Source organism: Acidobacteriota bacterium (assembly GCA_020845575.1).
In the GTDB taxonomy this organism is placed as follows: domain Bacteria; phylum Acidobacteriota; class Vicinamibacteria; order Vicinamibacterales; family Vicinamibacteraceae; genus Luteitalea.
The window spans coordinates 75,306-95,344 of record JADLFL010000076.1 but is presented as its reverse complement, the minus strand read 5'-3'; the positions used below and the strand labels follow the sequence as shown (position 1 = coordinate 95,344).

Annotated in this window: 18 protein-coding genes; 6 read left to right on the top strand and 12 right to left on the bottom strand. The window is 69.1% G+C overall.

The window, feature by feature from the left end; genetic code table 11:
* Positions 1-82: 82 nt before the first annotated feature.
* Genes IT182_19545 through IT182_19525 form a run of 5 tightly spaced genes read right to left on the bottom strand, consistent with a single transcriptional unit; the run spans position 83 to position 3,266 of the window.
* Entirely contained in the window at positions 83-646 is a 564-nt protein-coding gene (locus tag IT182_19545; GenBank protein MCC6165547.1) for a hypothetical protein, read from the bottom strand.
* Entirely contained in the window at positions 643-2,043 is a 1,401-nt protein-coding gene (locus tag IT182_19540) for a FesM (protein MCC6165546.1), read from the bottom strand. Before IT182_19540 ends, IT182_19545 begins: the two co-directional genes overlap by 4 nt.
* Positions 2,040-2,450 (bottom strand): FixH family protein, encoded by a 411-nt coding sequence (locus IT182_19535; GenBank protein MCC6165545.1) that lies wholly within the window; start codon positions 2,448-2,450, stop codon positions 2,040-2,042. The genes IT182_19540 and IT182_19535 overlap by 4 nt, the downstream gene beginning before the upstream one ends.
* Positions 2,447-3,043: a hypothetical protein gene (locus IT182_19530; protein ID MCC6165544.1), complete on the bottom strand. Its 597-nt coding sequence runs from the start codon at positions 3,041-3,043 to the stop codon at positions 2,447-2,449. Before IT182_19530 ends, IT182_19535 begins: the two co-directional genes overlap by 4 nt.
* A gap of 37 nt (positions 3,044-3,080) precedes the next feature.
* Positions 3,081-3,266, bottom strand: coding sequence for a hypothetical protein (locus tag IT182_19525; GenBank protein MCC6165543.1), 186 nt, complete (start codon positions 3,264-3,266; stop codon positions 3,081-3,083).
* A 247-nt stretch (positions 3,267-3,513) separates the two neighbouring features.
* Here IT182_19525 and IT182_19520 point away from each other — a divergent pair, with 247 nt between their 5' ends.
* Positions 3,514-4,110: a protein tyrosine phosphatase family protein gene (locus IT182_19520; protein MCC6165542.1), complete on the top strand. Its 597-nt coding sequence runs from the start codon at positions 3,514-3,516 to the stop codon at positions 4,108-4,110.
* Between the two features lie 65 nt (positions 4,111-4,175).
* Here IT182_19520 and IT182_19515 read toward each other — a convergent pair whose 3' ends face one another.
* Positions 4,176-4,433 (bottom strand): hypothetical protein, encoded by a 258-nt coding sequence (locus tag IT182_19515; GenBank protein MCC6165541.1) that lies wholly within the window; start codon positions 4,431-4,433, stop codon positions 4,176-4,178.
* Between the two features lie 62 nt (positions 4,434-4,495).
* Here IT182_19515 and IT182_19510 point away from each other — a divergent pair, with 62 nt between their 5' ends.
* The gene (locus IT182_19510) at positions 4,496-5,464 is read left to right on the top strand and encodes a DUF1080 domain-containing protein (protein MCC6165540.1); all 969 of its coding nucleotides are present in this window, start codon (positions 4,496-4,498) and stop codon (positions 5,462-5,464) included.
* 28 nt (positions 5,465-5,492) lie between these two features.
* On the top strand, positions 5,493-6,713 hold the full coding sequence (locus IT182_19505; GenBank protein MCC6165539.1) for a Glu/Leu/Phe/Val dehydrogenase: 1,221 nt from the start codon (positions 5,493-5,495) through the stop codon (positions 6,711-6,713).
* A 6-nt stretch (positions 6,714-6,719) separates the two neighbouring features.
* Here the strand turns inward: IT182_19505 and IT182_19500 are convergent, their stop codons facing one another.
* From IT182_19500 to IT182_19485, 4 genes are read right to left on the bottom strand one after another with little or no spacing between them, the layout of a single operon-like run.
* Positions 6,720-8,834, bottom strand: coding sequence for a peptidoglycan DD-metalloendopeptidase family protein (locus IT182_19500; GenBank protein ID MCC6165538.1), 2,115 nt, complete (start codon positions 8,832-8,834; stop codon positions 6,720-6,722).
* Between the two features lie 2 nt (positions 8,835-8,836).
* The gene (locus tag IT182_19495; GenBank protein MCC6165537.1) at positions 8,837-9,634 is read right to left on the bottom strand and encodes a class I SAM-dependent methyltransferase; all 798 of its coding nucleotides are present in this window, start codon (positions 9,632-9,634) and stop codon (positions 8,837-8,839) included.
* The gene (locus IT182_19490) at positions 9,624-11,120 is read right to left on the bottom strand and encodes a phenylacetate--CoA ligase family protein (GenBank protein ID MCC6165536.1); all 1,497 of its coding nucleotides are present in this window, start codon (positions 11,118-11,120) and stop codon (positions 9,624-9,626) included. The genes IT182_19495 and IT182_19490 overlap by 11 nt, the downstream gene beginning before the upstream one ends.
* Positions 11,117-12,625 carry an NAD(P)/FAD-dependent oxidoreductase gene (locus tag IT182_19485; GenBank protein MCC6165535.1) on the bottom strand — a complete coding sequence of 503 codons (1,509 nt, stop codon included), beginning with the start codon at positions 12,623-12,625 and terminating at the stop codon, positions 11,117-11,119. Before IT182_19485 ends, IT182_19490 begins: the two co-directional genes overlap by 4 nt.
* A 21-nt stretch (positions 12,626-12,646) precedes the next feature.
* On the opposite strand from IT182_19485, the gene IT182_19480 reads away from it, so the two are divergent.
* From IT182_19480 to asnB, 3 genes are read left to right on the top strand one after another with little or no spacing between them, the layout of a single operon-like run.
* A complete protein-coding gene (locus tag IT182_19480; GenBank protein ID MCC6165534.1) occupies positions 12,647-14,791 on the top strand; it encodes a discoidin domain-containing protein in 2,145 nt (714 codons plus the stop codon).
* On the top strand, positions 14,788-15,774 hold the full coding sequence (locus tag IT182_19475; protein ID MCC6165533.1) for a glycosyltransferase: 987 nt from the start codon (positions 14,788-14,790) through the stop codon (positions 15,772-15,774). Before IT182_19480 ends, IT182_19475 begins: the two co-directional genes overlap by 4 nt.
* Positions 15,775-15,784: 10 nt before the next feature.
* A complete protein-coding gene (gene asnB, locus IT182_19470) occupies positions 15,785-17,722 on the top strand; it encodes an asparagine synthase (glutamine-hydrolyzing) (GenBank protein MCC6165532.1) in 1,938 nt (645 codons plus the stop codon).
* Between the two features lie 443 nt (positions 17,723-18,165).
* On the opposite strand, the gene IT182_19465 is transcribed toward asnB, so the two are convergent.
* The gene (locus IT182_19465; protein ID MCC6165531.1) at positions 18,166-18,693 is read right to left on the bottom strand and encodes a cupin domain-containing protein; all 528 of its coding nucleotides are present in this window, start codon (positions 18,691-18,693) and stop codon (positions 18,166-18,168) included.
* 304 nt (positions 18,694-18,997) lie between these two features.
* Entirely contained in the window at positions 18,998-20,011 is a 1,014-nt protein-coding gene (locus tag IT182_19460) for an aldo/keto reductase (protein MCC6165530.1), read from the bottom strand.
* Positions 20,012-20,039: the final 28 nt, after the last annotated feature.

Below are 20,039 nucleotides of genomic sequence, written 5' to 3'. Positions count from 1 at the left end.
ACAGCCGCGAGCACGTGACCTCAAGGCCGGGAAAGCACAACACACACTCCAAGAGGCCTTGAAGGCCGCCCTTGTCCTGTTTTCAACCGGTTGCCGATTGCCGGTTGCCGGTTGCCTGTCGCTTCCGGCTCCACATCACCCGCGCCCAGAGGACGCCGATGGCGACGAACGGGAAGGCGTAGACCACCAGCAGGATGGGCGCTGGGCGCGTGTCGTAGGTGGCGTCGACGTGGCTCTCGACGCGGGCGGGGCCGAGAGGGCCGGCGATGTCGACCGTCACACGGTAAGCCCCTTCGTGCGGCATGAGCAAGGCGATGTACTGGTTCGTCAGTGTGCCGTCGACGGGCACTGCCGCGCCTGCCGCCGGCGGACCCTCGCGATCGGTCGGGGCAATCGTGACGCGCGCCGCCGTGCCCGCGGGTACATCACGACCGGTCCCCGGCGCACCGGCCAGCATCACCCAGAACTTCCCCTCCGGCGTCCCATCGTCTGTCGCGTCCGGATCGGTCCAGATGGAGATCGAGTAAGCACCAGCTATCAGATCCGATACGATCGGGTACGGCGGTCCGTCGTGCGCCTGCACTGCGCCGGCGCGCAGGCACAGCGCGGCGGCGAACACGGCCACGACACGTGCGCGTCGCGTCATCCCGCCAGCGCCGTCCCGCGCATCTCCATCGGCTGCGCCAGAATCCACAGGGCCGCGAGCGTGAGCGCCACCACGATCAGCATCCACGGCACGCCGGCGCGTATCGCGTGCGGCGCGTGATCGCGCTGCGACACGGCATGCGTGAGCAGCAGCGATCCGAGCGCGCCAAGCAGGACGAAGCCGACCTGCAGCGGCGCCACGGCTCCCGGCCGCAGTCCGAGCCAACGCCAGTCTGGTTCGCCCGCGAGCGCGCGTCCCGTGGCATCGACGAGCGCCCCCTGCAACACGGGGACGATGGTGCCGACGGCCGTGAGGAAGTGGAACGCATAGTGCGCCACCCAGACGCCCGCGCCGAGCGGCACGAGCACCACGGCATAGCGGACGGCGATCTCCCAGACGTCGAGCGTGCGCGAGGGCGCTAGTGTTCGCGTGACGACGCCGGCCATGCCCAACAACGCGACAGGCACGGCCACGAGCACGATGGCGAACAGGATCGCAAGCACGGGCGCCTCGTGCGTGGTGTGGAGCGCACGTGCCATCCACTGTTCGATCGCATACACGGGCCGCGTCATCGCCAGCGCGTTGAGGAGCGCGCCGAAAGTGAAGATGGTGGCCAGCGCGGCGATGTCCGGCCGGCGCGACAACTGCCCGATCGACGAACGGCGCGAATCGTCGGCCCACTCCTCGCCGGGCACGTGGCCCGCGATGGTGACATTGTCGTGCGGGCAGGCCTGCACGCAATCGAGGCAGAAGGTGCAATCGAGGTTGCCCACCTTGGCCGGCAGGAACAGCCCCAGTTCGCATCCACGACGCACGAGGCGCGCGGGTGTCGCCTCCGTGTAGCGTCCCTTGACGCAATCGGCCGTGGCGCAGGCTTCGCACGTCGCGAGCCGCTTCGCCTTCACCTCGAGCGGCGACAGCGTCGACAGCAGGAAACTGAACTGCCCCACCGGGCAGACGTGCTTGCAGAACGCCCCTCCGGTGAACGTCACGTCGATCGCGATCGCGGTCCCGAAGTAGCCGAGTACGAGCCACGCCGTTGCGGCCGGCAGCGCCCACAGGTCGAACAGCTCGTACGCGAACAGGACGGCTACGGTCAACAGCGCGGCGATCCACTTGCCGCGGAGCCACGCCGGCCAGGTGCGCGTGGGCGCATGGACGCGGCGCGCCATGTCGCGCGCCAGCACGATCGGACAGATGCCGCACAACACGTTGCCCACCGCGAGCAACAGCCCAGCCAGCAACCCGCGATAGTGCACCCACGTGAGGACCGTGGCGAGGTTCTTCGGCGCGAGATCAGGCCCGAGCACACCGTGCAGGACGATGGCGATGGAGAGCACGAGGAGGACGACCTGTCCGGCCGGGCGGAGACGAGCGAGGCGCGCCGGTGCGATCACGACGCCGCGCGCACGGCAGCCACGTCGATCCGTTGCTGCGTGCGCGTGCCGTCGCGTTCCACGATCGAGACGAGAAGCACCCAGTCGCCAGCCATGGTGAATGTGAACGGTATCAGATACTCGCCGGGCCGGCGCTCCGTGCCATCGGCGATCACCGGGGCCATGCCCGCGTGGGACATGTGACCCTCAAGCCGCACGGTGGCGCCTTCGATCGGACTGCCATCCGGGGTTGCCGGCGCAACGGTCAACTCGGCAGCGCCGGCAACGGGCGGCTGCGGTGCGAGCAACCACGTGACCCGCACACGCGAATCGGCGGCATCACGACGCACGCAGCCTGTCGCCGCAGTCGTCATGGCGGCGACGAGCACCAGCACCGCGGCGCGCCTGGCGCGCGCCAGAGGTATCACGCGCGGGCGAGCGAGCGGTCGTGAGTCGGCGCGTATCGCGCGCACGAACACTGGAACGTCGCGTGCTCGCTCGGCGACGGGAACAGGTGGTAGTACATCGCGATCATCATCGGGATGAACACGATGGTGTTGTAGAACAAGTGCAGTTCCACGCGCGGCACCCACAGCTGCACCAGGCTCACGGGCACCGGCCTGCCGAGCAGGTTCATGCCGAGGATCGCCTGACCCTGCAGGAGGGCGTGCTCGATGTGATGGAAGAACTGGATCCAGAACGCGACCATCCACCAGAAGCGATCGGCCGGTGCGGTGAAGCCACGACGCAGAATCCACAGTCCGACGAGCATCACGACGGCATAGCCGTAGTGCAGCAGTTCGGACTTGATGACCCACGGGAAGAAGTACCCGGCGAACCCGCCTGCCTGCGGGACCGGCCAGCCGAGGACGTAGATCTGGAATGCCTGCAGCAGGTGCTCGAACCAGTGCAGCAGCACGATGCCCGTGAAGACCCTCAGGCCGAGCTCATGCCAGTCCGTGTTGAGACGGTCGAGGAAGCCCGCCTGCGGCCGCGTCGCCGCCATCGTTGCCGTCGTCATCGCATCACTCCGTCAGGGCCGAGGCGGCCGAGCCGCATCATCGTCGCGGCGACCAGATCTTCACGATAGCGAACAGCCCGAAGCACGCGGAGACACCGAGCACGACGTGGCTGGCCGTGTTGAGAGGCGGCGGCTGGTGCGTGGCGGTCCACCGCCAACCCAGCGTGATCACGACGAGCAACAGCACCGTGAAGGTCGTGAACAGGAGACGCGCCGTCAGCATGACCGGACGATCTTTCCAACCCTCCGGAACCCGGTCAATAGTGCATTCGCATGATGAGTGCCGCGCGGCGGGGCCATGCCTCCCGATCCGCTCCGGCGGATCGTCGAGCTCCGAGTGACGGACGTGGACGGGGGGATACGCTCCGGTCCCCTTGACGACTGGGGCATGATGGAAGGTGCGTGGCTGCGCGGTGGCGCCCCCCCCCCCGGCCGCGACCGTCCCACCGGATTTCTGGAGGATCCCGGCAGTGCAGACCCGACGCGCGTTCTTCGCTTCTCTCTTCGTGCTCACGGCTGTCGTCGCGCCCGTCGCCCTCGACGGACTCGGCGCACAGACCACGCAGGCGGCCCCGATCCGGCGATTCATGGAGATCGGGCCAGGGCTCTACCGCGGCGGGCAGCCCGACAAGGCCGGGTACGAACGCCTGCGCGACATGGGCATCCGTACCGTCGTGAACTTCCGCACCGGAGACGACGAGCGCGCGATGGTCGAAGCACTCGGGATGAAGTACATCCACATCCCGGTCCACTTCCGCTGGTTCGGCGGCGAGCTGCCTGAGGCAGCCGTCACGCGCTTTTTCGCGATCGTCGACGACGCCTCGCACGGCCCCGTGTTCTTCCACTGCAAGCGCGGCGCGGATCGTACGGGCGCCTTCGCGGCGCTCTATCGCATCACCAGGCAGGGGTGGTCCATCGATCGGGCATACAGCGAGGCGCGCGACGTGGGCATGCGCTGGTGGTATCCCGCCGTGAAGGGCGAACTGCACGAGCACTCCGGCCGTATCGGCAGGAACGAGGCACGCGAGACGGCGTCACCGTCGATCACGATGCAGGTCGCGCGATGATGAATCACGCGCTGACGCGCGAGCAGGCCACTCGCCGGTACCCGTAGCCATCGCGAGGGCGGCCGCTACGACTCGATCTGGGCGAAGGGATTCCGGATCCGCACGCCGTCGACCACCTGGCCGTCGTTGAGGTCTTCCGGCCAGAGCACCTGACAGCCGAGTTCCGCGGCCGCATGGACGACCATGGCGTCCCAGAAACTCAGCGTGGCCTTCTCGCCATCGACGCGCTCGGCGGCCTGAGCTGAAGTCAGTGTCGCGGGCGGGTCGCAGGGGATCCCTTGCGGGTGCCCGCAACGGTTGGCGGTCCTGTCGATGGCGGCCACAAGGGTCGCCCCTGCCTGTCAGCGATGTTCCGAGAACGGGTTTGACGTAGGATGCCGGGGATATGGCTGACTGGACGCCTGCACGCACGTACCTCTCACGCGCCGCCGTCGCCGGTGCGCTGACGCTCATGGCTGGTGGATTCGCGGCGACGTCCGCGCAAACACCTCCTCCCCATGCGCCGCTGATCGGACGCTGGGATCTGACTGTCGACGCGGGACCGCGCAAGGCACCGTCGTGGCTGGAAGTCGAGCTCTCCGGGACACGGACGCTTGTCGGCCAGTTCGTCGGCACGGGCGGCAGCGCACGACCGGTCTCGAAGGTGGACTTCGCGGATGGCGCCTTCAGCTTCACGATTCCGCCGCAGTGGGGCACGGCCGACACGAGGCTCGAAGGCCGTCTCGACGGCGATCGCCTCGTCGGCACCATCACGGAAGGCGATCGCACGCAGGCGTTCACGGGCGTGCGCGCACCGGCACTGAAGCGGCCCGCTCCGGCGGCGTGGGGTCCGCCGATCACCCTGTTCGACGGCAAGTCTCTCGACGGCTGGCAGGCGCTCGGACGCGGAGATAGCCAATGGTCAGCGGCCGACGGCGTGTTGAAGAACGCCGCACGCGGCGCCAACCTCCGCACCACGCAGACGTTCGAGGACTTCAAGCTGCACCTCGAGTTCCGCGTGCCGAAGGGCGAGAACAGCGGTGTGTACCTGCGCGGACGCTACGAACTGCAGATCGACGACCCGACGGGCCTGCACTCGCCGTCGCACCACACGGGAGGTGTCTATGGCTTCCTCGCGCCGAGCGAAGACGCCGGCAAGGGGCCCGACGTGTGGCAGACGATGGACGTGACGCTGGTGGGACGAACGCTGACCTACGTGCTGAACGGGAAGACCGTGATCTGCGAGCGTGAGATCCCGGGCATCACCGGAGGCGCCCTCGACAGCGACGAAGGCGCCCCCGGTCCGATCTATTTCCAGGGCGATCACGGCCCCGTCGAATTCCGCAACATCGTGATCACGCCGGCGAAGCGCTGATCGCACGGCCGGCCAGACCAGACGCATCGTGGCGGCTCCCTCTACCACCATCGTTCATGGCTCGCCGCCCGCTCCCGTGTCCTGGCGCGTCGATCGGGACGGAGAACTGCTGGGTTTCGTGGCCATCGACTCCACGGTGGAGGGGCGCGCGCGCGGCGGGCTGCGGCTCGTTGCCGATCTGAGCGAACCCGAGATGCGCGACGCCGCGCGGGCGATGACGCTGAAGTATGGTCTCCTCGGTCTACCCCAGGGCGGTGCCAAGGCCGGAGTGGTAGGCGATCCCGACGCCCCACCGGACCAGCGGCGCCGACGCCTGGAGACGTTCGCGCGGGCCGTAGAGCCTCTGCTCCGCGAACGCCGCTACATCCCCGACGCCGACCTGGGCACCGACGCCACCGCCATCAGGACGATGATGCAGGCGGTCGGCATCCCCATGCGGGCGCGCGACTGGCGGGCCGGTCGGTCCGGCGATCACACGGCACGATCCTGCCTCGCGGCCGGGGACGTCCTCGTCGCGCGACGAGGACTCTGCTGGCCGGCGTGCCGCGTCGCCATCGAGGGGTTCGGCAAGGTCGGCGGCGCCGCCGCGCGGATGGTCGCCGAACGCGGCGGGCGAGTGGTCGCGGTCTCCACGTCGCATGGAGCGCTCGTCGACGCCGACGGCCTCGATGTCGACGACCTGACCGCGCGCGCGGCGGCTGCCGGCAGTCGCTTCGTGCTCGACACGCCGGGCGTCCTGCCGCGAGACGCGTTGTTCGACGCGCCAGCCGACGTCCTGCTGCCATGCGCACGACGGCACGGGATCGATGTCGCAACGCTCGATCGGGTGTCGGCCCGCGTCATCTGTCCCGGCGCCAACAACCCGCTCACCGACGATGCCGAGGCGGCGCTCGACGCGCGCGGCATCCTGTCGGTGCCCGACTTCGTGAGCAACTGCGGCGGTGTACTCGGCGGCACGCTGGAGTTCGCCGGTGTGCCCGCGAACCGGATCGGCCCCATCATCGACATGCCGGTTCGACGCTGGGTGGGACGGTTCCTCGACGAAGCGGGCCGTCAGGGCACCACGGTGCGTGCGGTGGCGGAAGCCGAGTCACTCGCCAGGCACGCGCGTGTCGCGGAAGCCGCCGCTCACCCGACACTCATGGGGCGCGTGCGCGGGCTCGGACTCGAAGCGTATCGTCGTGAGTGGATCCCGGAGTCGCTGATGGGCGCGCTTGCCCCCTGGCTCATCGCGCGCGCATGGCGGTGACCGGCGTCAGTGCGCACCTGCCGTCCACAGCCGTCTGAAGCGCCGCCAATCCACATCCTTCGTCGTCCAGTCGCAGTAGACGGCCAGGCCGTCGACCAGGCGGACGTCCCGCTGCGTCCGCGCGATCGCGGCATCGATCGCCGGAAGGTAGTGCTCCAGCCCCTCGACGTCGAGATGACGATGGTGACGAAGAGGCCTGGCGTTGACGAACGTCCCCACCGCCAGCAGGAACTGCGTGCGTGCTGAGGCGGAGCGCGCTCTCCAGTCGGCGACATGCCGCAACTGCTCGTCGAGACTCGCCGCGAACACGGCCCGATCGGCAATCGACGTGTCGTAGTGCATCAGCGCGATCTGATCGACGAGCGTCGCCAGCGTCGCGGCTTCCTCCACGCTGTGCTTCTGCTTCCACGGTCGCACGTGGCCGGACGTCGACGGGATCACGACCGAGAGGAACGCCTGCGGCAGGCGCTCGCGCAGTGCACGCGTGAACGCGACGTGTCTGGCACCGTACTCGTGCAACCCCTCGTTGGTGTCGGGCAGATTGCGCTCCCGCCGCACGTATGTCGCCTCCGGAACGATGAACTCGAAGTCGACGTGTACGCCCGGCACGTCCAGCGTCTCGACCAGACGCGCCGTCTCCTCGATCGCGCGTGCGACCCACTGTGGATCTTCGAGATGCACGGTCCTGTGCTGCAACCCTCCCACCCATGGCAGCAGCACGACATCCGGCACGAGTTGCCGCAGTCTCCGCACAGACGCACGTGCCGTCTCCGACATCGCATAGGCGGGCACGCCGCCATGCCCATCGTACGGTCCGGCGAACAGGTAGACGTAGCGGATGTCGTTCGCCTCGAGACGACGAGCGAGCGCCTGGAACTCGCCGTCGTTCAGGACCCTGCGCGGCTTCTTCGGATCGTGACCGCGCAGGTAGATGCTCTCGGCCCACACGGCATTGTGCTGTCCCTGGCGGCGCGGCTCGTACGGCACCGTGTCGGGCAGGTAGACGAGCGGGTCGACGGGACTCCCGTGGACGCGCACTTCGAAGTGCAGGTGCGGCCCGGAACTGCGCCCCGTGCTGCCGACGAATCCGAGGAGTGCGCCCTCGACGACAGGCGCGCGCTCCTCCACCACGAATCCGCCGAGATGCGCGTAGCACGTGGCGAGTCCGCCGCCGTGGTGCACCACCACGACATTGCCGTACGGACCGATCCAGTCGGCAAGGAGCACGTGTCCGTCGGCGGCCGCGCGTACGGGAGTCCCCTGCGCGGCACGCAGATCGACGCCGCCGTGCAGCCGGCCGTGACGCATGCCGAAGTGATGACCCACGCGCCCGGCCGCCGGCCAGTGGAGCCCTGACGCCGGCGTGTGGACCGACTGCGTGTCGAGCACGTCGGCCACGCGCGCCTTGATGGCGGCACCGATCGCGACGCTGGCCGCGGCCACGGCGTCGGCACCGCCGAACAGGTACGCCAGGCGAGCCCCGATCTGGCGCGCCACGCGAATGGGTAACCACTCGTTCACGCGATCGCCCGGCAGCGCCGTCAGCGCGTAGCCCCACACCGCCAGCACTTCACGCACGTGCTGCCGGATGTCGAACACGACATGCCGCCACGTCGAACGCCCGCGGCGCCTGGCGGCCACGGTGTCGACGGTCAGCCCCTGCCGGCACGCTTCCAACTCCGCGCGATGCAGGTGATGCGGCGAGCTGACGAGGATGATCCGGTGCCATCGGCCGCGGCCCATGCGCCTTGCCGACTCCAAGGCGAGACGCGTGGAGAGACCGTGGTCGTCAGGAATCACCGCATCGGCAGGTACGCCGTGCTCGATCAGCAGCCCCCGCATGACGCGCGCTTCAGAGAGCGCCCCTTCGCAGCCGCCGCTGCAGAACACGAGCGGTGCAAGCCCCGCGTCGTAGAGGCGCGCCGCGTGGTCGACGCGCGTACGCACGGTGAGGCTCGGCCCTTCGGGGCGCACGCCGCCGCCGAAGACGAGGATCGCGTCGGCCGGACGCGGTTCGCCGTCCCGACGGCTCGCTGCGACGATGCGCCGCAGCGTCACGACCGCAAGCAGCATGAGCACGGCGGCGGCGATCGCGAGGGCGTACGCGAGCACGACAGTCACTGTCACGGTTTGACCGCCCACGCAGCGACGTAGTGCCCCGTGAGCGAGCGGAGCGGCAAGCGTTCGAGCGTCTCGAACCGTTCGAGCACGCGCATGAACGTGGCGGCATACGGTGTGGGTCGCCCGAGCTTCCGTCCTGCGCGAACGGCGAGCCATCGAGGACAGTGCTCCACCCACGTCAGTTCGCGCACGTCCAGCCCGGCGGCCGTGATCAGCCGGCGCAGCGCCGCGCCGCCGCACGTCGCGCCGACGCGATACGGCACGATGCCCATGCGGTGCAGCAGATCGAACGGCAGTCTGTTGCGCAACGCCACGGTCGGATGCATGGGGTTGTCCAGCGTGACGAGCAGCCCGCCGCCGCTGCGGAGCACGCGCGCCAGTTCCCCGAGTGCGAGGCGGATCGCGTCGACCGAGTCGAAGTGATCGAGCGTCGAGATGGACACCACGGCGTCGAACGCTCCGTCGGCATACGGCAGGCGCCGCACATCGGCAAGGGCCGTGGCCAGGTCGCCGTGGCGCGCGCGCGCCGCGCGCAGGATCGTGGCGGACACATCGATCGCTGTCACGCGCGTCGCGCGTTCGCGCAGAACGTCATACACGCCGTCGGCCACCGCCTCGTCGAAGCTGTCGGTCTTGAGGGCCCGCCCGGTCGTCCTGCCCATCCAGCGCGCGATCAACGCGCCGTTGCGTCGATCGCAGTACGCGCGCCAGAGCGCGTCGGCGTGTCCGCCCGTCCACGCCTCGCCAACCTCGTCCCAGTACGCCGCAGACGATGGCGAGGCCACGGGCTCAGCGGCCATCGCCTGGTCCCACCGGCGCGATGGGCGACGTGCGCACGCGCACGAACTTGCCGGCACTGGTCCTGGGAATCTCGTCGAGGATCTCCACGTCGAGTCGCGTATCGGCGCCGAGCGCGTAGCGGCCGCGCGCCACGAGCGCGGCGCGCACCTGGTCGTGTTCGACGCCGCGGTACGGCACGACGCGCCAGCGCAGGTGTCCGTCGGCCACCTGTTCGAGCTGCGCCTGCACGGTGCGCCGCAGTTCCGCGCTGAAGGCCGCCTCGATCGCGAGCGACGACAGTTCGCGGCCATCGGCAAGTCTGATGATCTCGGATCGCCTGCCGTCCATGCGTTCGAGCAGCGGCAGCGTGCGGCCGCAGGCGCACGGCTCACGCGCGATGGCGCCGCGATCGCCGACGCGGTAGTTGAGCAGCACCATCGCGCGGTTGTCCAGCGGCGAGATCACGATGTCTCCCGTCTCTCCATCAGGCACCTGTCGCCCATCGTCATCGACGATGCGGACGGCGCAGAGGTCGATGTTGAGGTGAAAGCCCTGGCGGCGTTCACACTGGAATCCGATGGTCCCCGCTTCCATCGCGCTGTACACGGAGTAGAGCCGACAGCCGAGCGTGTCGGCCAGTTCACGTCCGCCAGGCGAGATGCGATCGCCGAGGTACACCCACACGCGAGGCATGGGTACGTCGCCGCCTGACGCATCGAGAAAGTGGAGGAACTGATCGACGTAGGATCCGAACGAGAACACCACGCGCGGACGGATCGCGCGCAGGTGCGCCGCGGCGACCTCGAACGGCGCCGATGGCGGCAGGTGGTGGTAGTGCACGGGACGCTGCGGAATGACGGTGCGCTCGCTGTAGATGGCGCGCTGCGTGCGGCTCGAGAAATCGCTCGGCAGGATCAGCAGGCGCTGGTGTCCCTGCGTGCGCACGCCACCCCAGCGCGCCAGCGAGTGGCGCCACTCCGTGGTGAGGAACTCGCGGACGATCACGTCGGTCCACGGCTCTTCGGCGAGACGCGCGATCACCACGCGGTCGCGTTCTCCCCTGGCCGGGCGGAGCAGCAGCGACGGATAGTCCCAGAAAACGGGCTTGCGCAAGCCCGACGAGGACCCGCTGGTCTTGAAGACCTCGCGCCCCTCCGCCACGAAGGGCTCTGACACGAACGGCATCGGGTCGCGCGCGAGGGTCGTCCCGTCGATCGCGGGCAGGCGAGCCAGGTCGGCTTCGGTGCGAACGTCCCCGACGTCGACGCCGCGCTCCCGCAACGCGTGCCGGTAGAAGGGCACGGTGTCGCGCGCATGGACGACCAGCGTGCGCAGCCGTTGCTGCTGCAGCGCGCGAATCCTGTCGAGCGGCCAGTACGGAATGGCGCGTTCCTGCCGGGCGATGGCGGCGACGGCCACCGTCGACTCCATACGGGCCCAGCGCGCGCCGGCGCGACTCACGACGTGGCGACGCAGGCGCGCCTCCAGGCGATCCCCGATCGTCATGTCTGCTGCCGCGTCCGCGCGGCCAGCGGCAGCCGCTCCGGTACCTGGCGGCCACCATCGTCGGCGATCGCGCCAGGGCCCTCGACATACTCGGCGTCGTTGTTCACGCGCCAGACGTCGTAGCGGATGCGACCTTCACGGATGTTCTCCGCCGCGAGCATGGCCGTCATCATCGCGTGATCCTGGTTGTTGTAGCGGTGCATGCCGTTGCGCCCGATGACCTGCAGCGTCGGGAACCTCTCCTGCAGTGTCGCGCGGATCCGTTCGAGCTGCGCCCTGTACGCATCGTCGTAAATCGGGTAAGCCTTCGGTTGCCTGATGATGCACGCGTCGACGATGTCGTCTGGCGCCGCGAGGCCGATGTGCGCGAGCTCCGATGCCGCGAGCGCGCGCAACTGCTCGTCCGATCGCGTCCAGATGTCGTCGCCTTCGCTGCAGAAATATTCGAGTCCGTACGACGCCAGCGACGGGTCGGGCACCATGTCCTCCGACCACGCGCGGAAGTTCTGGACGCGCCCCACGCGCACGTCGGGATCGTGGACGTAGATCCACTGGTCGGTCAGCGGCGTGCCACCGCGCGCGAGGAGCGCCACGATGAGGAAGTCGCGATAGCGGAGCTTCGATGCCGCGTCGAGCGTCTCGGGGTCGATCGCCGGACGCAGCGCCGCCACGAGCTCTCGCAGCGGCGCCGACGAGATCACGTGGCGCCCCGTGGTCGTCTCCTCGCTGCCATCGGTACCGACGTGCGTCACGTGCCACGTGCCCTCATCGTCGCAGCGGCACTCCGTGACGCGCCGCCCGAGACGGATCTGGCCACCCTGGCGCCGGACGGCGGCCGCGCACGCGTCCCACATCATCCCGGGCCCGAGCCGCGGATAGAGGAAGGTCCGTGTCAGCGTCTTGATCGGCCCGTTGCCGCGCTGTCGCGCGGACCGCACCGCGTCGACGATCGCGGATCCGAGCGACAGGCCCTGGATGCGCTGCGCCGCCCAGTCCGCCGACACGTCGCGACAATCCATCCCCCAGACCTTCTCGGTGTACGTCTTGAAGAAGATCTCGAAGAGCCGATGGCCGAACTCGTTGGTGACCCAGTCCTGGAAGCTGACGACGGGGCGCGCGGGAGCGACGCGGGCCAGACAATAGGACGACACGCAGCGCAGCGCCTCGATGGGACCGAGCTTGCGCAACGCATCTCCCGGACGCAGTGGGTACTGGAAGAATCGCCGCCTGTAGAAGATGCGCGATTCACGCGAGCGCACGAGCAGGTCGTCGCCGAGCATCTCGCGCCAGAATGTCTCGATTTCCGGTGATTTCGAGAAGAACCTGTGTCCGCCGATGTCGAACCTGACGTCCTTGTAGCGGACCGTTCGCGAGATGCCGCCCACGTACTCGGGATCGGCCTCCAGCACGACGACGGGCCGGCCGTCGGCCGTGAGTCGATGAGCCGCGGTGAGGCCCGCGGGGCCCGCACCGATGACGACGGCCGGTTCGCTGACAGCAGGCATCGAGCGCATATAGTATCGGCAGTGTCGACGCGAGAAGTGTGCGGCGTGGTGATGGCGGCCATCGTGCTCGCCGTCGTCGCGACGTGGCCGCTCGGCCGGCAGCTCGATCGATACGTGCTGCAGGCCGGTACCGACGCGAGTATCAGCGGGTGGGCGCTCGCGTGGGCCGCCGACCGCATTCCGCACGGACTCGCCGGCTTCTGGACACCGCCCGCGTTCCATCCGTATCGCGACGTCCTCGCCTACTCGGAGAACCTGCTCGGCGTCGCGGTGTTGGTCGCGCCGATTCTGTGGCTGGGCGGCAGCCTCACGCTGACGTACAACGTCGCGTTCCTCCTCGCATACGTCGTGAGCGCCATCGGCGCGTACCTGCTCGCACGCGACTGCACGGGTTCACGCGCGGCCGCCGCGATCGCCGCTGTCGCCTTCGTCATGCTGCCCTATCGCGTGGCGCAGGCCGGGCATCTCCAGGTGCAGTGGATCGGATGGACCGCCGTCGCGATGTGGGCCCTCCTGCGTCTGCTGCGGCAACGGACGCCGACGATGATCGCGGTGTTGGTGTGCGCGGCGGTGCTCCAGGCCCTGTCGTACGGGTACGCGGCGTTCCAGCTCGCACTCGCGGCCGTCATCGTCACGGTGTGGCACTTCGCGTCGGGAGCCCTCCCGTCTCGGCGCGCCCTGCTGCCCATCGGAGCCGCCGCCACCATCGGGATCGCGATCGTGGCACCGGCGATCGGTGCGTACGGACGCGTCTGGAACGATCGCGCACCGGCAACATCCGAGATCCACCACAACTCGGCGGACCTCGGCGCCTATCTCGATGTGCCAGACGACATGCGCACGGCCGGGTGGCTGCCAGGCGTGACGCAACCCGAAGGCCGGCTCTTTCCCGGCGTGACGGTGTCTCTTCTCGCGATCCTGTCGCTGGTACCGCTGCCGCGCCGCTGGATCGGCGCGCATCGCATCTCGTGGGGCATGCGAGGCCTGTTGGTCGCCGTGGCGCTCGCGGCCCTGCTGCTGTCGCTTGGCCCGGAGCCCCGAGCGTGGGGCACGCGCCTGCCCATTCCGTCGGCGTACGCGATGGTCGCCGAGTGGGTCCCGCTCTTCCATGTCATTCGCGCCCCGGCACGCTTCGGCGCCCTGACGCTGCTGGCGACCACCATGCTTGCGTCCATCGGCGTCGCACGTCTGACGACCGGTCGTTCGCGTCGCATGGTCGTGGCGATCGTCGCGGTGCTCGCCGCGGTCATCGTGTTCGAAGGCACACCGACCGTGCGTGCGTTCACAGCGGGCATGCCGGTACTGCCGGACGAGGATCGGCGAGCGTACGAGTGGCTGGCGCACGAGCCGGCAGGCGCGGTACTCGAAGTGCCGATCGGATCCCCGGGACGCGTCAACTTCGGTTTGTGGGCACAGTACGGTGCGCTCCTCCATCGGCATCCCGTCATCAACGGATTGACCCGCATCGAGACGCCGCTCCAGGCGTGGCTCGGCGGATCGGCCTCTCCACTCTCGTACGACGGCCGGCAGGCCGAGATCCTGCCGATGCTCCAGTCGCTCGGCGTGAGTCACGTCGTGGTTCGTCCCTCGCGCTTTGTCGACAACGCGTTCGGGATGTCCACGTTGGCAGCACTGCAGGCGTCGGCACTCGTGACGTCGACCCTTCGCGAGGGTGGCGTGCACGTCCTGCGTCTTGCACCGCTGCCACCTGCCGCGGAACTCGAGATCGGACGACGGATCCCGTCAACGGCCTTCACGATTGCGGCGTCGCCGAGCGGAACGGGCGTCGAGCGCGCCGTCGACGGCGATCCCGCGACGCGCTGGCTGTCGGGGCGGCCGCAGGATGGCAGCGAGTCGATCGTCCTGCGCTTCGCTGCCACGCAGGATGTGGCGCGCGTCGACATCACGCTCGGCAACGCGAGCCTGCGCGACTATCCACGGCACCTGCGCATCGAATCGCACGACGCGACAGGTACGGTCCACGTCCTCCACGACGAGAATGTCCTCGCGCCCCTCGGCGCGGCGATTCGCCGCGCGCCGGAACGGCCCGTGCTGACCTTCGCGCTGCCGCCGAATCAGTCGGTCGCGCTCGTGTTGCGACAGACGGGTCGTGCCGAGCGGTGGTACTGGTCCGTCGACGAACTCGCCATGTGGGCACGGCCATGAGCAGCGCTGCCATCGTCGTACCTGCCTACAACGCCGCGGCGACGCTCGGCACCTGTCTATCGGCTCTCGCGAGCGGGCCGCACGCCGCATCGATCCTCGTCGTCGACAATGGGTCGACGGACGACACGGCAGCGATCGCGAGACGACATGGCGCCGAGGTGTTGTGCATCGACGGGCCGTCCGGCCCTGCCGCCGCGCGCAACACCGGCGTGGCCGTCACGACATCCGACATCATCGTGTTCGTCGATGCTGACGTGATTGCGTCGCCCGCCGCCGTCTCGAGACTGCTCGGGGCGTTCGAGACGGAAGACGATCTCGCGGCGGCGTTCGGTTCGTACGACGCGAATCCCGTGGCACCGGGTGTGCCGTCGCGGTTCAAGAACCTGCTGCACCACTTCGTCCATCAGCAGGCCGACGAACGCAGCACGTCGTTCTGGGCTGGCTTCGGCGCGATCAGGCGCGACGCCTTCGACGCCGTCGGCGGGTTCGATGCCGCGCGCTATCGGCGCCCGAGCATCGAGGACATCGAGCTCGGCACACGACTGTGGCGTGCCCGATTGCGCGTGCGGCTCGTGCGCGAGGCGCAGGTCACGCACGTCAAGACATGGACGCTGCGTCAACTCGTGACGACGGACGTGCGCGATCGCGCGTACCCGTGGACGCGCCTGCTGCTCGACACGCAGGCGCCGGCGCACGATCTCAACCTGCGCACGCGCGATCGCGTGTCGGCGTTGGTCGCGTGGAGTGCCGTCATCGCGATCGGCACGACCATCGTCGCGCCCCGAGCCGGTGCCGCGCTCGCGCTGACGGCGGTCGTGCTGCTCGTGGTGCTCAATCGTCGTCTCTATCGCTTCTTCGCCGGTGCTGATGGATGGCGATTCGCCGCGGCCGCGTTCGGCCTGCACCTGCTCTACTACCTGTACAGCTCCGCGACATATGCCGTAGGCGTGCTGCTGCACCTCGCGCGGACGCGCGCGTCCTGACGGATCGATCATGTGCGGGATCGCCGGCATCTGGGAGCGCGAGGGGCCGCCCGTCGAGCCGCGCCGCATCGCGCGGTTCCTGCGCGCGGTCGCGCATCGCGGGCCAGACGGCGAAGGCATCGCCATGCTGGACGAGGGGCGCCTGGCGCTGGGGCATCGCCGGCTGGCGATCCTCGACACGACCGACGCCGGCGCGCAGCCGATGCGATCGGAGAGCGGACGCTACGACATCACCTACAACGGCGAGGTGTACGACTTCGTCGAGCTGCGCCGCCAGCTCGAAAACGACGGCTTCCGGTTTCGCAGCGACAGCGATACGGAGGTGATCCTCGCCGCGTACGAGCGCTGGGGCGCCGATTGCCTGCTGCGCTTCAACGGCATGTGGAGCCTCGCGATCTGGGATCGCCAGGAGCGCCGCCTGCTGCTCGCGCGCGATCGCTTCGGCGTCAAGCCGCTCTACCTCGCTGTCGACGCGCACCGCGTCGCGTTCGCGTCGGAGTTGAAGGCGTTCCGCCTCCTCGACGGGTTCGATGCGGCGCCCGACATGGACGCCGTCGCCGCACGCCTGGCGCTCACGTTCCACGAGCGTGTGCTGCTGCGCGGCGTGGAGATGGTTCCAGCGGGCTGGTGCGTGGAGTTCACGCCGGAGGGCTCGCGGCGCTGGCGCTGGTGGCACACGCTCGACCATCTCGTGACACCGCCCCGCGATCCTGACGCGCAGGCCGAGGAGCTTCGCGCACTGCTCGTGGATGCGTGTCGGCTCCGGATGCGCGGCGACGTGCCCGTCGCCACGTCGCTCAGCGGCGGACTCGATTCCTCGTCGGTGGTCAATGCCCTCGCCCTGGCGCATGCTGCTGGTCACACCATGCGTGAAGCGCCCGAATGGCGGCACGCGTTCATCGCCGGCTTCCCCGGCACGGCGCAGGACGAGACAGACGATGCGCGGCTCGCGGCGGCGCATGCGGGAGCCATCCCCGTCGAACGGCAGTTCTCCGATGATGTGTCACGGGAAGACATCGAGGCGTTCCTCTGGCAGTTCGAGGAGATCGTCGGCGTGTTCGGCCTCGCTCCATGGATGCTGTATCGCGACATGCGGCGCCAGGGCGTCGTGGTGTCCATCGACGGCCACGGCGCCGACGAGTTGTTCGGCGGCTATCACCTGCACGTGGCGCTCGCGCTGCTGCGCGGACGCGGCGCGCTGCGCGAGCCATGGCGGACGCGCGATCTCGTCGACACGTGGCGGCGCATGCATCGCCCGGGGCTGATCGACCGCCAGTCGAACGCCGCGCTCGTCGCGGCGGCGACGCTCCCGGGAGCGCTGGCTGTGGGACGGCGGCTGCCAGTGGTACGCGGTCGATTGCGCGAAGTGCTTGGCCATCTCGAGCAACATGCGCGCGGTCGTGATGCGACGCTCGACGCCGACGCGCGTGCCGAGGCGGATGCCATCGACGCGCTCGGGCCGCTCACCGGCGCGCTCTATCGCAGCTTCCATCACGTCTCGCTCCCGCGCATCCTGCGCGCGTTCGATGCGCACTCGATGGGACATGGCGTCGAGGTACGCATGCCGTTCCTCGATTGGCGGATCGTACGACTCGCGTTCTCGCTTCCCGACCAACGCAAGGTGGGCGGCGGATTCACCAAGCGCGTGCTGCGCGACGCGATGCGAGGTGTCCTGCCCGATCGGATACGCCTGCGTCGCGACAAGCTGGGCTACGTGGCCCCCGTCGCGCGCTGGCTCGACGGAGGTCTTGGCGAGTGGCTCTGGGACGAAGTCAACGATCCCGAGTTCCTGCGCAGCGGGTTGTGGGACGGCAAGGCCATCCACGCGATCGCCGCCGCGAATCGCCGGTCAGCCACGCCCTGGCGTCACGAGGACGCCCGCAGTGCCCTCCTCGCCGTCGCCGCGCACTGGTGGCTGACGAGGTGGATGCCGACCGGCAACCGGTAGAGGGCGCAGGCCCGGTCGACCTCCGCCCCCCCCCCCCCCGGACCGCGCGGCACCGCGCCGTTCGGCATCAGGACGACGGGCAGGTCGTCGACCGACAAGCCCGGCCGCGCGAGCGCCTGCTGCGTGGCCTCGCTCTTGGCGTCGCTGAACTTGCATGACGTGCTCCTGTGTCGTGAGATGAAACGGGCGCAGGTGCACCGTCGATGATCTCGTTCAGCGGGAAGTACTCGACCCTATCGAAGAAGGGAAACAGCGGGAGTCTGTCGACGAGGGCCTGAACCTCTGCCACGTTGTGGGCACACATGGCGTTGGCCGTCAGTGGTCGCCGATACCCCGGCTTTCACCGGGGTGCAGCCCAGACGTGGTGGCGAGCGGATCGCTCTGGTGCGTCCGGCAGGTAGAGGCAACGACCGTCGTGGGCAACCAACGACCATTGCGGAGCCTCAGCGTGACTGGTACTGCTCATCGGTCACCTTCTCCATCCAGTTGACGTTCTTGCCATCCACCGTACCGGTGACGGCCAGATGCGTCATCGCGGTGTCCGGCGCCGCGCCGTGCCAGTGCTTGACACCGGGCGGGCACCACACCACATCGCCGGGACGGAGGACCTGCACGGCCTTGCCCCATTCCTGGGTGAGCCCCACACCGGAGGTGACCATCAGCCGCTGCCCCGCCGGATGCGTGTGCCATGCGGACCGTGCACCGGGCTCGAAGGTGACCAGGCCGCCGGAGGCGTTGATGGTGTCGTTGGCAGGCCAGACCGGATCGACCCGCACGCGACCCGTGAAGAACTCGGCCGGGCCGGCAACCGACGCCTGATCGCCCGCGCGCGTGATCTGCTGCGCGCCGGCGGAGGTATTGGTCTGTGCCTCGACGGTCCGGACGATAGTGGCCTGCAGCGCGGTCGCGCACAGGGCAAGCGTGAGAAGTGCCTGCCCTCGGGCCACCTTGCCGGATGGATCGATGTTCATTGGGTGATTCCCTTCTTGGGTCGACTCTGCACGCACGAACCACGCGGGAGGTGCAGATCAGTTCGCCACGGTGAAGCGCGTGCCGCCACGCGCAGGCTGTTCCAACTCATCGACGATCGCCACCGCGAAGTTCCCGTGGCTCCCACAACAGCGATCTTCATGATGTGCACTCCGCCTTCTTGATTAATCCTGCAAGACGAGGACGAGTTTGCCACCCTCAGCCTTCTCTGCCTGTGTCCGCGTCCGTCATGCCGGGGATCGACTCGCTCAGAAACCCCGGGACCGTGGTGCTCCCTGTTCTGCTTCAGCTGCGTGCCGGCGCCGCGTCACGCCCGACCATCGCCAGTTGCGCCGCCGCGTAGCGATCGCCCTCGATGTGGATGCACGCCGCGGTGGCGTCGATGTCGCGCAGGTCGGCGTCGGTCAACTCGACGGCCGCCGCACCGATGTTCTCTTCGAGCCGGTGCAGCCTGGTCGTGCCCGGGATCGGCACGATGTAGGGCCGCTGTGCCAGCAGCCAGGCGAGCGCGATCTGGGCGGGCGTCGCGCCCCTGGCGTCGCCAACGCGGCGCAGCAGATCCACCAGCGCCTGGTTGGCCTCCATCGCCGCGGGCGCGAAGCGCGGCACCGAGTTGCGGAAATCGCCTTCGCCGAAGCGGGTGTCCTTGTTCATCGCTCCGGTGAGGAAACCCTTGCCGAGCGGGCTGTAGGGTACGAGGCCGATGCCGAGTTCGTCGCATGCCTCGAGGATGCCGTTGGTCTCCGGGCCTCGCGTCCACAGGCTGTACTCGTTCTGCAGCGTGGTAACCGGTTGCACCGTGTGGGCACGGCGCAGCGTCGCGACGCCAGGCTCGGACATGCCGAAGTGCCGGACCTTGCCGGCGGCGATCAGCGTCCTGACGGTGCCGGCCACCTCCTCGATCGGCACGTCCGGATCGACCCGGTGCTGGTACAGCAAGTCGATCGTCTCGATACCAAGGCGCTTCAGTGAGCCATCGACGGCCTGGCGGATGCGCTCGGGCCGGCTGCACACGCCGCGGTTCTCGCGCGTGGCGAAGTCGACATCGAAGCCGAACTTGGTGGCGATCACGACCCGGTCGCGGACCGGCGCGAGTGCCTCGCCCACCACCTCCTCGTTGATGAACGGCCCGTATACCTCGGCGGTGTCAAAGAACGTCACCCCGCGGTCCACCGCCGCACGGATCAGGGCAACGCCCTCCTGGGTGGACAGTGGCGCGCCATAGCTCTGGCTGATGCCCATGCAGCCGAAGCCGAGGGCCGAGACGTCAAGGTCGTTTCCCAGTGTGCGGTTCTGCATGTTCGTCACTCCCCGGGCGCAACGTCCG